We start from the raw sequence: 15,022 nt of genomic DNA, 5'->3' as shown, positions 1-15,022 counted from the left end.
CCTGGACGTCGGGGCAGGACCGCTTCCTCTCGCCGTACCGTTGTCAGAGGTGATCGGTAGGGTCGGTGCGCTTGATCAGCTGAGGAGGATGAGCATGAGATCTCCGGCCGAACTGGACGACGTCCAGTGGTCCGACCTGACCCACGCCTACGGCTCCGCCGAGGACGTGCCTGAGCTGATCAGGGCGCTTTATCAGGGCGACGAGGAGACGGCCGACGAGGCGATCTACGAGCTCTACGGCAACATCCACCACCAGGGCACGGTCTACCCGGCTTCGGCACCCGCCGTCCCCTTCCTCGCGCACGCCGTGCTTCACGCGTCGGGCAAGCGCGAAGAACTGCTGATGCTGCTCGCCACCCTCGCCGACCACGACCCGGCGGACATCGAATCGCCGCACTGGCCGGGCAGCTCGGTCGCCGCGATCTGCGCGGAGCTCTGCGACGTGATCCCAGACCTGCTGCCGTGCCTCGGGGACCCCGAGCGTGGGGTACGCCGGGCGGCGCTCCGCGTGGTCGCGGCCGTGGTCGAGCTGCTCCCGTACAAGCCGTGGGTCCTGGCCGTCGAGCAGGTCAAGGCTCTCTACGTCGACGATCCGGTCCCGGCAGTGCGGGCGGACGCGCTGATCGTCCTGAATCGCTTCGGCCCGGTGCTGGAGCCCCTCGACAGCCCGCTGGCCGAGGTCAGACTCGCCGCGGCCCTGCTGGCCGCCGAACGGTCCGGGACGCCGTACCCGGCCGCGCTCGTGGAGGTCATGGCCGAGGACGGTGCCGAGCCCGAGCCGGGGGACGACGACTTCCCGTGGTCGGGCACCACCACCCAGGAGGAGCAGCTCACCCGCCTGCTCGCCCGGGACCCGGACGCGGGCCTCGCCGTGGCCGCCCGCTGGATCGCGGCGGGAGACCTCGGCTCACGCGGTTCCTGGCTGGCCCAGGAGATCGCCGGGACCTGGCGCGACAAGGAGCGCGAGGTCTTGGATCTGCTGCTGGCCGCGCTGCCCCGTCAGAAGGACACCGCCGGCCTCACCGCTCGCCTCCGTACGATCGGCCACTGGATCGGCCACCTGCCCGAGCCGGGCGCCGACCTCCGGGACGCGCTCCACGGGTACGCCCGTGCCGACGACGAGAGCGCCGAGCCTGCGCTACTCGCCCTGGTGCACTCCCGCGACACCCGCGCCCTGGAACTCGTGCTGCGCCGCCCCAGTGCCCAGCTGCTCGAAGCGGCGGCGCAGCACTTCCCCGAGACGGCCGACCGGCTGATCCCCGTGATCCGCCGTGAGCTGGCCGCGGGCGCCACCGGGAACGAGGGCATCGCCCTCGTCAGGGCCCTGGCACCGTTCGGGGCCGCTGCCCGCGCGGCCCAGCCCGAACTGGTCGACTGCCTCAAGAACCGTCGCGCGGCCATCGTCGCCGCCCGCCAGATCGGGCTCAACGGCATACGGACGCCGGAGATCACCGACCTGCTGCGCAACGCCACGCGGAGCACCGACAACTCGCTGAGAGCCACGGCAGCCGTGGCCCACCACCAGCTGACCGGTGACACCGACGTGGCGCTTCACACGTACGAGGAGCTCTTCTCGGCCCGGGGTCAGACCCACTGGTACGTGAGCGGCCTGGAGCCGCTGGGGAGCGCCGCCGCGCCGCTGCTGCCTCGTATCGAGCCTCTGCTGGAGGCGGGCTACGAGTGGACCCGGATGGCAGCCGCTCAGGCCCACTTCTGGATCACCGGATCCCCGGACCGCGCCGTCCCCGTCCTCGCCGACCTGGTCGGACCCACTCCGGTCGGCCTCCGCGCCCTCAAGGCCCTCGCCGCCATCGGCCAGGTCCCGGAGGAGCTCCGCCCCACCCTTGACTCCTTCGTCTCCTCCCCGCTCCGCCTGCTCACCGACGCGCCCTTCTCCGGCCAGGGCCATCCGGACGAAGAACTCCGCACCCTGTCCCGCACGTTGCTCACCACCGACTGACCAAGCCAAGCCACAGCCATAGCCGCCCGCGGCCAGGAGGGAGGCTCGAACACGGCACGAGACATGGGAACACCGCGTCACAGGTCCGCGTCTCCCACTGCCTCCCGGAGGATTCCGTGACCATCGCCGCTCGTCTCGTCATGACCGTCGCCGCTCCCCTGGACCCGGCGACGGCGGAGGCTCCGCAGGTGTTGCAGTGGCCCGGCCGCAGGCTGCTCGTGCAGCGTGGTGACACCGAATTGGTGGCCCTCGACCTGGACACCCCCGGCACGGGTTGAGCGCCCGAGGTCCGCTTCCCGGCGCCCTGGCCACGCCACTTCGGATCGGCGACCGTGTCACCGGAGCGGGACGCGGCGGTGTTCGCCGGTCTGCACGCGGTGCGAGCGGTGGAGGCGACCGGTGCGACGCGGTGGGAGGTACGACACGGTTGCTGGGAGGGCAGTCGCCCCCTCACCCACCTGTCCTTCGACGAATACGCCCACGCCAAGGACCACTTCTACGCCGACAGCGGCTCAGTCGTTGTCTCCTCCGACGGCCGACTCGTCTGGGCCCATGTCCGGGGACCGCTGGAAGGCGAGGGAGACACGGAGGACGACCAGGAGCTGTGGATGGTCCTGGACGCCACGGACGGAAAGACCCTCGGTCGGGTGGACACCATGACGGTGGCTTCCGGCTCCGAGCACACGCCCCACCCGGATCCGGCCCAGATGGGGCTGAGTATCGGCGAGGGCGAGGAGGGATCGCCCGTGCTGTGGGGACGTTGGGACGGACAGCACCTGACAGCCGAGTCACTCGGCATCGAGCAGATCCTCCTCGGGGTGAGCCCGTCCGGCCGACACCTCCTGGCCGTTCCCGTCGGACAGTGGTCCCTCTGCCTCCACCAGGTGGACGACGGCTCCGTCCTGCGGGAACTGGACGCCGAGGACACGGTGCCGCCGCACCCGGGAAGCACCGGCGAGGGCCGGGTGTACTGGGACTGCGAGGCAGCCTTCGTGGGCGAGGACACCATCGTCGCCGGAACCTCCGAGTGCGACGCCCGGTACGAGTCGGTCCGCCACTGGCTGGTCGACGTACACGGGATGGCCCTCACCGGCCAGATCCTCTACCCGTTCCCTGTCTCCGGGCCCGCCCGTTCGGCGGGGAACGGCACTTGGTACACCGTCTCCGAGGACGCGACGTCCGTACATCTGTGGGCACTTGCCGAAGAGACCGGAACGGCTCCTCCTGCCATTCGACAGACGTGAGCCGAACACCACCGGAGAGTACGAACTCTTCCGTGATGACCGCCTCTTGCGCGCGCCAGGCTCGCGCCCCGGGCCTCAGTCCTCCACCGGCTCCACGCGAATGGGATCAGCACCGCCCAGATAGAGCATGCACCCCGCCTCCTCCTCGTCCGAATGCTCCGGCGGGACCACGTAGATTCCCGCGGTGGGCGCGGGAGCCCAGCCCAGGTTGCGTGGAGGATCGTACTCCTCGTAATGCCCGACATAGAGGCGCGTCGGCGGAATGGAAATCGTGCAGATGTCCCCCGCGCGAAGTTCGGAAGCCGCCGGTTCAAGCTGGAATGGAACCCATTCCGAGTTGAATTCGCCATGCGGCAGCGAAAACCTTCCATTCCACCGGATGTTCGTGGAGTTGTCGATCACCCTCCAGGGCCATTCCAGCGAAACGTACCGCGGACTCACCGCAGCGACCCGGGCACTTGCCGGCTCGCAGGAGACGATGACTTCGCTGCCGACCTCAGGAAACATATCTCGCCACCACTGATTCTGACCGTGAACGGAGCTGGTGCGCGCGAAGTTCTCTCCGCGCGCACCAGTCTAATGTTACATGCCTAGAAGATCATGGACTTGTTCAGCCCTCCCGCCAGAACATGCGGAACGGCGTGGCCTTCGGACCGCCGGCGAATTGCTCACCACCGATGACGATCCCCTTGAGCTTCGACAATGCCGAGTTGCACTTGTTGCAGATATTGCGGGATGCCGCGCCGAAGACGACCTCCTCGTCGTGGGCCAGGCCGTCCAAAATTGTCGTCTCGGCGTGCCCATCACCCTGCACGAAAGCGTTCTTCGCCCACTGCGGCCAGCTGTCGGGAGCAGCCCCGCTGTGGTTCACCGCGGTACGGATCGAGACATCTCCCGTCGTGGTGTTGCGAACCCCGACGACGGCGCTCGTCCCGAACGTCCCCTGCGCTCCCCTGACTCCGGCGATGGTCTCGTTGGTGGCCCGGTGACGCGCGTGCTGAAGGACGTCGGCGGCTACCTGAGCGTGCTGTGCCTCCTCCTCGTTACTGAGGCCGCCGCGGCCGTCGCAGTTGTGGACGAGGACCCGGGTGGTGCCTGCCTCCACGTAGTACGTGTGGAGGGTGCCGATGGTGAGGTCGTACGTCGTGGTGTTCGCGTGGTACAGGCGGACGCCGGTGACCTCGGCCGTGCCGGTCGGGGTCTGGAGGACGTCGCCGGCCTTCAGATCCTTGGCCTCGACGAACGCCGACTGGGTCTCGTCGTAGAACGGGTGGTGGAACGTCGTCGTGAGGTGCGCACCCTTGGTGTCGTCACCTGCCTGCGCCGCCCCAGTCGCCCCAGCCGCCTTGGTGTCCTGCGCGGACACCGTGCTGCTGACCGCCGCCACCGGAGCCGTCGCCGGCTGCTGACCGTGGCCGTGGCCGTGGCTCGCCGCCAGCGCGCCCAGCACCGCCGCCGAGGCCGCGAGGCCGAACGCCGCCTTGCGGGCCACCTTCCGGGCCAGGGACTTCGCCCCGGCCTTCGTGGTCTTCTTCGCCGCCGACGCCACGGTCTTCTTGATGGTCAGGTCCACGAAGTCGTGGTCCGTGTGCGTCACGATCACCGCGGTGACCTTGTGCGCCTCCGTACCCGCAACTCCCGGCACCGAGTTGGAGATCGTGTCGCCCACCCGCAGGTGGTCGATCGCTCGGGTGGTCCCATCCGCCATCAGCACCCGGGTCGATCCCGTGAAGCTGTGGACGCGACAGCCCTTGCCCGACGACGACTGACTCCGCGTCCCCGCCCCCTCGGACTCCGCCCGCGAAGCAGCCACCTCGGTGGCGTCCGTGGCGGCCGTTTCCTCCGCCTCCGTCGCGCCCTTGCCGAACAGGCCTCCCACGGCCTTCATCGCCTTGGGTGCCACCTTCGCCAGGAGCTTGCCGCCGAGTTCGCCCAGCTTGCCGCCGGCCGCGCCCAGGACCGCGCCCTCGATCGCCGAGCCCGCGAACGCGCCCGCGCTGCAGTCGCCTCCGCCGTTCTCCGCGCACTTGAAGCCCTGCTCGACCAGGGAGCCCGCCGCGCCGGCCATCGCCGCGCAGCCGACCGTGCCGACGCCCCAGGTGGCCGCCTCGCAGCCCGCGAACACCGCCGTCGAGACCACGAACGAGGTGATCGCCGCGGCGTGGTGCTTGACGAACGTCGCCGTCGCCTTCGCCGCCTTGACGGTCGCGTGGTACGCCGTCCTGGTCGCGTGGGCCGCCGCCTTGACGCCCTTCTTGACGACGTTCGCGGCCTTGTGGGCCACCTTCTTCGCCGCGTGCACCACGCGATGCACCACACGTGATGCCTTGTGATACGCCGTATGCACCGCATGGACCGCCGCGTGATACGCGCGTCTGACATGGCGTGCCGCGTAGTGGTAGACGCGCCGCGTCACCCGCACCGTCGCGTGGTAGACGTCGCGCACATGGTGGACGACCTTGTGCGCCGCGTGCTTCACGGCATGGACGACCTTGCGGGCCACGTGCTTGGCCGCGTGGTAGACCTTGTGCGCCACGTGCTTGACCACGTGCTTGGCCTTGTGCGCGACCTTCTTCGCCCCGCACACCACGTCGTACCAGGAGCAGTTGCCGGACTCGTCCGTGCCCGCCATCGGGTTGTCGTCGACGTAGGCGAAGGGGTTCGCCGCCACCGAGTTCGGCACCGCGTTCAGCGAGATGCTGTCCTTGTTCAGGAACTGGCCGGTGTCCGGGCTGTACCAGCGGGACGCCGTGCCCACGTCACCCGAGCCGGGCTCCGTCCATCCGGACTGGAAGCCCAGGTGGCCCGTCACCGTGTTCGTCGGTGACACCACCTTGCCCAGCGGGTCGTACGACGCCGAGCCCGACAGCGTGGTCGCGCCCGACGTGAACGTGCCCACCACGTCGCTGTGCTGGTCCGTCAGGGCCAGCACCCCGCTGCCGCCCGCCGGCTTGATGCCGATCACGCTGCCCGACGGGTCGTAGGTGTACGTGTTGTCGCCGTCCGACGCGATCGTGTTGCTCGCGCCCGAGTAGGCGAACGTGCGCGTGGTCCCCGCCGACGTGTCCGCGTCGGTGATGTTCCGGCCGAGCGCGTCCAGCGTGTACGACTGCGTGCCGGCCGCGATCTGGCCGCCGAAGGCGTCCGTCTTGTACGCCACCGAGCCCGAGGCCTGCGACTCCTGCGTCATCGTGCCGCGCGCGGAGTAGTCGTAGGTGTGCGTGCCGTCCGAGGTCAGCTCGTCACGGGCGTCGTAGGTGTAGACGTCCGAGCCGTTGCGGATCCGGTTGCCCGAGGCGTCGTAGGCGTAACTCTTCGTCGTGGAACCGTTGTTCCAGGACGTCAGGCGGTCCGACCAGTCGTAGGTGTACGTGTTGGACGACGCGCCCGCCACACCGGTCGTCGTCTTCGACGTCAGGTTGCCGTTCTTGTCGTAGCCGTACCCGAGACTCGCCACGGTCGACGCGCCCTGGACCAGGACGTCGCTCGTCAGCTCGTGGGAGTTGTTGTAGCCGAAGGTGCGGGTCTGGCCTGTCGAGCCGTACTTGATCGACTTGATCTCGTTCAACTGGCCGTAGCTGGCGGTCAGTTGGGTGCCGGTCGCCGCGTCGTTCAGCGTCGACATGCGGCCCGCCGTGTCGTAGCCGTACGACGTCGTGCCCGCCGCGTCCGTCCGCGTCAGCATCGACGTGTCGTTGTTGTAGGTGAAGCTGGAGGAGCCCGCCGAGCCCGTCGCCGTCAGGACGTCGCCGCGGTCGTCGTAGGTGAACGCGTCGTGCGTGGCGTCCTGGTGGTCCACCGCGCCCGCGATGCCCGCCGCGTCCGTGTCGGCCGACAGGACCCGGCCGTTCGCGTCGTAGTCGAAGCTGCGCTTCGCAGTCGCCGCGTCGGCGCCCGCGCCGGACATCGTCTTCAGCCGGCCGTTGGCGTCGTACGTCATCGACGTCGTGACACCGCCCGGAAGGGTGGCCGTCGTCACCTGGCCGTCGGCGTCGTAGGCGAAGGTCGTCGTCGAGTCGGCGGCCGAGGTGTACTTGGCGGTCGTCGGCTCGATCGTCTTCTCCTGCTGGCCCCACGGTGTGTAGGTGTAGCGCCAGGAGTTGCCGCGGCCGTCGGTGAAGCGGGTGCGGTTGCCGGCCGCGTCGTAGCCGAAGGTGGTGGTGATGGAGGTGGAGGCGTCCACCGGCTCCACCTGCTGGGTGATGGTGCCCGCGGCGTCGTAGGTCCAGCGCGTGGTGTGCTGGTTGGCGTCGGTCGACGCCGTCAGGTTGCCCACGCCGTCGTACTGCTGCGAGGTCTCCGACAGCTTCGTACCGCCGGCGTCGTAGGCGCGCGTCGCCGTCGGGTCGTCCGAGGCGTTGTAGTCCGTCTCGGTCCAGGTGCCGTCGGCCAGCGTCGTCTTCGTGGTGTTGCCCTCGAAGTCGTAGCCGTAGCGGGTGGTGTTGCCCGCGCCGTCCGTGACCGAGGTGATGTCGCCGGCCCGGTTGTAGGCGTAGGAGTTGGTCACCCCGCCCGCCGAGGTCGTCGACGCGGTGTGGGCGCCGTACGGGTTGCCGGTCGTGACCGCGTACGAGTTCGTGGTCGTCAGCGTCTTCGTCGACGGGTAGCGCTCCATCGTCGTCGAGGTCAGCTGGCGGCCCAGGTAGTCGTAGGTGGCCTGGGTCTGCGCGCCGCTGCCGTCCGTCGCGGAGAGCTGGTCGCCCGCCGTGTCGTAGGTGGCGTGCGTCTTCGTGCCGTCCGGTCCCGTGATCTGGGCGAGGTTGCCCATCTGGTCGTAGAGGGACGAGGTGGTCTTGCCGCTCGGGCTGATCTCGTCGGTCTGGTTGCCCTCGCTGTCGTACTTCCAGACCGTGGTGCCCGCGTTGGGCGTGGAGGCGCCCGCGGGGGTGTACGCCGGGAGGGTCTCGGAGACCTTGTTGCCGTTGGCGTCGTAGACCGTGGTCGTCACCAGGCCGTTCGGGTCCTGCTCCTCGACGCCCTCGCCGAAGGTGTTGAACCCGCTGGTGGTGACGGGGTGGACGGTGGCCGCGGTGGTGCCGTCGGGCTCGGACTGGACGGCGGGCGCGGTGGAGACTGCGAGGTTGCCGGCCTCGTCGTAGGCGTACGTGGTGGTGTTCTGCTCGGCGTCCGTCGTGGACGCCGGCAGGCCCCGCTTGTCGTAGGTGTACTTGGTGGTCTGCTCGGTGGAGGAGCCGACCGTGCCGCCGGTGCGGCCCTTGCCGTAGAGCGAGGTGACGTCGGCGGCGGACAGGGCCCGCTGGTAGACCTGCACGTCACCGACCGAACCGGCGACGACGTCGCTCGTCGTGCCGTCGGCCTTCTCGCTGCCGCCGATGGAGAGCGGTCCGGTGCCGGTCCAGGGGGCGGCGTTGGTGGCCGAGCCCGCCTGGGCGCCGTTGACGTACAGCTTCATCGAGCCGGTCGTCGCGTCGAAGACGGCGGCCAGGTGCGTCCAGGTGTTCAGCGTGGGCGCGGCGGTCGCCGTGGCGTCGTAGAACGCGGTCGGCGAGGCCACGTCGGCGTTGGCCGCGTGGAAGCGGTACGCGTTGTCGGCCTTGGAGTACTGGAGGTAGAAGGACGGCCGGTTGGTGCCGCCCTGCGCGACGAACGTGCGGTAGGTGGAGGTGTCGCCGAGGTTGACCCAGGCGGAGACGGCGTACGAGGCGGTGGTGTCCAGGACCGGGCCGGTGGTGTCGACGACGTTGCCGGTGCCGGTCGTGGTGCCCGCGAACTTCGCCGCGTTGTCCGACCAGGTGACGCCCGATCCGGCGGTGGCGGTGTTGCCGGTGCCGGAGGAGTCGGTGATGTTGGTGCCGGAGGTCTGGTTGAGCTTCCACCAGCCGGCCGGGTGCCCGGAGGCGTCCCCGTACAGCGTCTCGCTGAGCAGGTTGCCCATGGCGTCGTAGGTGCTGGTGGTGGTGCGGTCGTAGCCCGTCGCGTCGTGGTCGTTCTCGCTGGCGACCTGGTCGTCCGGGGTGTAGGAGACCGTGGAGACGCGGGCCACACCGGCTGGGTCGACCGTGGTGGAGGTGGTGCGGGAGGCCGCGTCGACCTTGTAGCTGGTGACGGTCTCGCCGTTGTCGGACGTGGCGGTGAGCAGGTTGCCCGCCGCGTCGTAGGTGTCCGACTCCAGGACGTAGCTCTTCGTGCCGTCGGGGCTGGTCCGCTTGACCGAGGCGGTCAGGCCGTCGTCCAGGTAGGTGTACGCGGTGGTGCTGCCCATCGCGTCGGTCACGGACGCGAGGCGGCCGGCCGGGTCGTAGGCGCGCGAGGACTCGGTGAGCAGGGTCGCCGGCTGCGGGTTGACCGGGTCACCGGTGGACATCAGGGCCTGCGTGAGCAGGTTGCCGCTGTCGTCGTAGGTGTAGCGGGTCTCGTTGCCCGCCGAGGTGACTTCCTTGGTCTTGTTGCCCTGGTTGTCGTAGGTGTACGTGGTCGTGTTGCCGTTGCTCGCGCCCGCGGCCGTGTTGGCGTCCGACTGGGTCAGAACGTGGTTGTAGGCGTCGTAGGTCTGCGTCTCGGTGCGGGACGCGTCGCCGCCGCTCGCGTCGGAGACGGTCTGCGAGGTGACGTTGCCGTCCTCGTCGTAGACCGTGGTGGAGACGGAGGCGTGGGTGGCGCCGGTGACGCGGTCGGTGAGCTGGGGGTCGTGCTCCTCGACGACCTCACCGTTGAGGTCGTACTTGTACGTGGTGGTCAGGCCGTTCGGATAGGTGTCCGAGACGACCTTCTGGCTGAGCACCTGGCCGAGGCCGTCGTAGGTGTACGTCGTCACCAGGCCGATGGCGTCGGTCGTCGAGGCGACGTCGCCGTTCTTGAAGTACCCCACCTGGTTGACGGCGCCGCCGGGGCTGATCGTCTTCACCGGCATGCCCTTGGGCACCACGCCGCCGTCGGCGGAGGGGTAGGTGCTGGTGCCGTCGCTGTAGACGGTCGTGGTGGTGCGGCCCTTGGGGAAGCCGGGGACCGCGGGACCGGTGATGCCGGTCTGGTTGCCCTGGGCGTCGTACGCGAACGAGGTCAGGTACGTGTTGTCCGTGGCGGAGGCGGAACGGCCGTCGCGCTCGGTCAGGAGCTGGTCGTTGCGCGGGTCGGGCGTGGTCAGCTGGGGTGTCGTGTCGTCCGGGTAGTACGTGTAGTACTCGGTCGAGCATTTGTTGGCGGACTGGTCCTGGCAGGCGGTCGAGGAGACGACGTTGCCGCGTACGTCGTGGCCGGTGACGTTCATCGAGCCGTTGGGGTCGGTGACCGTGTGCTCGAACCCGGCGGTGTCGTAGCCGAAGCTGGTCTTGTTGCCGAGGCCGTCGGTGTCGGTCAGCGCCCGGTTGCCGTTGGTGACGTCGTAGGTGTAGGTGAGCGTGGCCTGCGCCGGCGTGGTCACCTTGACCGTCTCGACCGGGAGGAGCCCGGTGGAGTTCTTCGACGCCTCCCACTGACCGGCCACGTCGGCGGCGGAGAGCTGGGAGCGGAAGACGGACACATCGGCGATGGAACCCTTGAAGTAGGTCGCGTAGCCGGTGCTGCTGGTGGTGCTGCTGTGCGACTCGTCGGGCCAGTTGCCGCCGTTGAAGCCCGCGCCCACGTAGAGGTTGGTCTGGGCGGTGATGGCGGCCGTGCCGGTCTGCGAGCCGACCAGCACGTCGTCGAGGTAGATCGACTGGCTGTCGGCGGCCGTCGAGAGCACCACGTGGTGCCATTTGCCGTCGGTCACCGCCGCGGTGGAGGCGAGGGGTTTGGTCGATCCGCCGGAGAACCAGATCTCGCCGTACAGCTTTCCGCTGCTGCCGACGTAGAGAACGGGTGTGTAGGCGGTGGCGGTGGTTCCCGCGCTCAGCGGGTCCTTCGACGCGCCGAGCAGCACGCCGTTCGCCGTCGAGGTCTTGAACCACATGCTGACCGACTCGGCGCCCGCTCCGGGCAGCATGCCGCTGGGGAGTGCGACGGACGAGGTCGTGCCGTTGAAGGCCGCGGCCTTCTGATCGCTGAACGGACCCGCGCCGCCCAGCGTCACCGCGTTGTACGTGCCGTTGCCGCCGCGTACCTCGTCGAGCGCCGTGGTCGCTCCCGCCGCCTCACCCAGCCGGAAGTAGCCGGCGGGCGCCGCGCCGAGCACCGCTCCGCGGTAGGTCTGGCTGGAGCCGGTGACCGTGGGAGCGGCGAGCTTCCACACACCGCCGTTCTCGTCGGTGAGCTGGGTCAGGGCGGTGGTGCCCGCGTCGTACTGCATCGCCGCGTACGTCTTGCCGGACGGCCGGGTGATGGAGGTGAGCAGGCTGGAGGCGTGGGTGCCGCTCTGGTAGAGGGCGTTCACGTCGGCGGCGACCAGCGGGCGGCCGTACCAGGCGGCTTCCGCGATGGAGCCGTTGAAGTAGGTGGCGTATCCGGTCTTGTCGGTGGTGCTCGGGTGACCCTGGTCGGGCCAGTTGCCCCCGAGGAAGCCGGTGCCGAGGTAGTTGAAGGACTGGTTCTTGCCGAAGGCGACCGCGCTCTGGATGGAGACGGTGCCGGTGCGCGAGCCGATCTTCGCGTTGTCGACGAACAGCGTCTGCGAGTTGCCCGCGGCCGACAGCACCACGTGGTGCCACTTACCGTCGGCGACCGACGCGGTGGTGACGATCGGGTTGATGCCGCCGCTGTACCAGAACTCGGCGTTCAGCTTGCCGTCGGTGCCGACGTAGATCGACGGGGTGTAGAAGCCGGCTGCTTTCCCGGAACCGATGGGCTGGGAGGCGTACGAGTACAGGACGCCGGGGCCCGCGGAGGTCTTGAACCAGAGCGAGAGCGCACCGGAGTCGGTGTCGTTGCCGGTGTTCTTGGGCAGCGCGATGTCGGACGAGGTGCCGTTGAACTGGGCCGCCGTCGCGGACGAACCGGTCAGCGGACCGGCCGCGCCCAGCGTCACGTTCTCGTAGGTGGCGTTGTTGGTGCCCTGGTTGGCGAGGACGGCGTCCTTGGCGGTGGTGCCCGAGGCCTCCGTCAGCGGCCACATGCCGTGCGGGTCGAGGTCGAGCGAGGCGTTCTGGTACTGCGAGCCGGTCGTGTAGCCGTACGTCGTGCATTTGGTGGACGACTGCGGCGAGCACACCTTGGTGAGCTGGTCGCCGGTGTAGCCGTACGTCCAGGTCTGGGCCGTGGCGGCGTCGCCCGCGGTGACCGGGTCGGTGACGACGGTCTGGACGTGCGCGGCCGACGCGCCGGACGGCGTGAACCAGGTCAGGTTCAGCGTGCGGCTGGAGACCGCGGACGCCATCTTCGTGACGTGGCCGCTGGTCCAGGTGAGGGTGATGGATCGCCCGTTGGCGTCCGTCACCGAGGTGAGGCCGTATCCGCCCGAACCCAGGGACTGGGTGAACGTGTAGACCGTGTCGTCCTTGTCGGTGAGCGTGTAGCCGCCCGTGACCGTGGTGAAGGTGGCGAACCGCCCGCTGCCGGGGGTGAACGTGCCGTCGCTGTTCTTGCCGTAGCCGACCTGCGAGCCGTCGGGGTAGGTGACGTTGACGCTGGTCACCGCGCCGGCGGCCGAGTACTGCTCGGTGGCCCGGGAGTCGAAGATGCTCGACCAGCCGGAGCCGAACGCGCCGGTCCAGCGCGGGTCGCGCGAGTTGTAGTCGCGCTCCACGTCGAGCGAGGGGCCGACGGTGGAGATCGAGGCGTCGGTGTCGGAGGTCGTGTAGTTGCCGATGGACGCGTCGAAGCCGTGGTCACTGCTGTTCTGCGACAGGCCCGAGGTGATCACCGGCTGCGGGACCTGGACGGAGAGCGCGTAGGGATCCGCCTCGGAGTACAGGGCCGTCGTCGAGTCGTACGCCTGCACGGTCCACGTGTAGTTCTTGCCCCAGGCCAGCTTGCCCGCCGGGACGATCCAGTCGCCGGTGGTGATCAGGCCGGACGTGGCGACCTGGGTGTTGGTCGCGTCGTAGATCTTGAAGACGTACTTGCCGGCGCTGCCGCTGGAGTTGGCGCCGCCGGCCCAGGCGGTCAGCTCGGGTGTGGTGGTTCCCACGACCGCGTTGTCGGCGGGGAACTGCTCGTAGAGCTGCGGCGCGGTGTTGCCCGTGTAGGTGACCACGAGTCTCGGGCCGCGCGAGGGGTCGTTGAAGGAGCCGAACTGCTTCCAGTGCAGGGTGTCGGCGGTCGACGCGTACACCGCGAGGCCGTAGTCGGCGGTGGTGCCGTTCATCCAGCCCTGGATGGCGGAGGTGGACAGCGAGACCGCCACGTTGTCGCCGACGGTGCGGTCGGCGCCCGTGTTGGCGCAGGCGTTGGGCACGGTCGGCGTCGCGTTGCCGATCGACGAACCGTAGGTCGGGCCCGGGTAGCCGGTGACCCCCTCGGGGGTCCAGGCCTGCGTCACCAGGGCGACGTCGAAGCGTTCGGGCGTGCAGGTGGAGGCCCAGGTGTCGAAGAGGTTCAGGGTCGCGGAGGAGATGGTGACCCCGCTGCCGTCCCAGGCGGTGTCCCAGTGGTTGACGTAGCTGACCGCGGAGTGGGTGCCCGAGTCGTAGGAGCCGACCTTGACGGTCTGCTCGTAGGAGTGGTCGCCCGGTTCGCCGGACTCGGCGTAGGTGGTGGTCCAGCCGTCCGTGACGGTCGGGTCGACGATGACCGGGAAGACGCGGCGCGCGTCGTGCAGCCAGCGCTCGTCGAGGGTCACCTTCAGCGCGTAGCCGTCCTTGTCGTGGACGAGCTCGTTGGTGACGTCGTACGTGGTGGCCGGGTCCCCGGAGCGCGGGTTCACCTTCGCGTCGTAGGCGTACGACGCGGGGATGCGCTCGACGGTCCTGCCGGAGGCGTCACGCAGGTCGATCGACCCGCTCTTGGTCTGGACGGGCGTGAGGCCCTTGAGGTCCAGGGGGAAGGTCCAGGTGTTCCCGGCGTCCGCGGAACGCAGGACGATCGCTTCCTTGACCCCGGTCGCGGTGGGGGCGACCTGGAGGTCGGTGTCCGTCAGGACGTTCTCGTACGTGACGCGCGAGCCGTCCGCCGCTCCCTGGACGGAGGCCGCGCCTTCGAGTCCGTAGGCGAGGGAGTGTGTGCTGTCGGCGGCGAAGGAGACGAGGTCGGAGTCACTGGCCTCGGCGGCGAAGTCGACGTCGACGGAGTTGGCCTTCTCGTGCCAGCGGCCGTCCGGCCCTGCTCTGACGTCCACATCGATCGGAGCCCATTTGCCCTTGCCGACCTGGTAGTTGACGGGCGTCGGGGACAGCTGGCGGGTGGTGCTGCCGTCGGCGTTGTCGTAGACGGTGTCGGTGCGCGAGGACTTGCCGGCGTTGCGCTTGCTGGTCTTCGCGTTGTAGGTGCCGCCGCCCCGGCTCTTGCCCTGCTGAACGGCCGACTTGTGCGGCTTGTAGGCGGCGAGCTCACCCTTGCCCTTGCCCGGCTTCCTGCCGACACCGCGCTCGGCGTCGGTCGTCCTGGCGGAGACGTGGTGCTTGTGCCCGGCCGCGGTGCCCGACTTCTGGTGCGGCAGCTTGCCCCAGTGCGGGTCCTGGAGCCAGTCCACCATGGTGGACAGGCTCGGCAGGGAGAGGGACACCTCGCCCAACTCCCGCCCCTCGGCGACAGCCTGCTGGGTTGTCAGCATCAGGGCGAGCGCCGTCAGGGCGACCGTGGCCACGTGGCGCCGGATGCGGTGCATACGGCCGACGGAGCGGCGGGGGCGGCTGGAACGGCGGGCAGGCCGAATGCGCACGGCTTCGACTCCAACAGTCAGGAGAATCAGGCAGGGAGATCGCACAGATGAAGAACAAAAACCTGTTGATCTTGACTGTTGTGAACATGCCACGCATAGAGTCGAGGGCTACTCTTGATTCACCCT

At 69.4% G+C, this 15,022-nt stretch carries 5 protein-coding genes; 3 read left to right on the top strand and 2 right to left on the bottom strand.

Annotation, left to right across the window (positions count from 1 at the left end; all coding sequences use genetic code 11):
- Positions 1-94: 94 nt before the first annotated feature.
- The 3 genes from ABZX90_RS15140 to ABZX90_RS15130 all read left to right on the top strand — a co-directional run bounded on the left by ABZX90_RS15140 (position 95) and on the right by ABZX90_RS15130 (position 3,204).
- Entirely contained in the window at positions 95-1,960 is a 1,866-nt protein-coding gene (locus ABZX90_RS15140; RefSeq protein ID WP_351132840.1) for a hypothetical protein, read from the top strand.
- 116 nt (positions 1,961-2,076) lie between these two features.
- Positions 2,077-2,238 carry a hypothetical protein gene (locus tag ABZX90_RS15135; RefSeq protein ID WP_351132842.1) on the top strand — a complete coding sequence of 54 codons (162 nt, stop codon included), beginning with the start codon at positions 2,077-2,079 and terminating at the stop codon, positions 2,236-2,238.
- Between the two features lie 54 nt (positions 2,239-2,292).
- Complete coding sequence (locus tag ABZX90_RS15130; protein WP_355205006.1) at positions 2,293-3,204, top strand: hypothetical protein; 912 nt, start codon at positions 2,293-2,295, stop codon at positions 3,202-3,204.
- Between the two features lie 75 nt (positions 3,205-3,279).
- On the opposite strand, the gene ABZX90_RS15125 is transcribed toward ABZX90_RS15130, so the two are convergent.
- The gene (locus ABZX90_RS15125) at positions 3,280-3,711 is read right to left on the bottom strand and encodes a hypothetical protein (RefSeq protein ID WP_351132846.1); all 432 of its coding nucleotides are present in this window, start codon (positions 3,709-3,711) and stop codon (positions 3,280-3,282) included.
- 103 nt (positions 3,712-3,814) lie between these two features.
- Positions 3,815-14,896 (bottom strand): LamG-like jellyroll fold domain-containing protein, encoded by an 11,082-nt coding sequence (locus ABZX90_RS15120; protein WP_355205001.1) that lies wholly within the window; start codon positions 14,894-14,896, stop codon positions 3,815-3,817.
- Between the last annotated feature and the right edge of the window lie 126 nt (positions 14,897-15,022).

The organism is Streptomyces sp. NPDC002935 (assembly GCF_040611295.1).
GTDB lineage: Bacteria > Actinomycetota > Actinomycetes > Streptomycetales > Streptomycetaceae > Streptomyces.
This window is presented reverse-complemented; position numbering and strand designations above follow the sequence as displayed.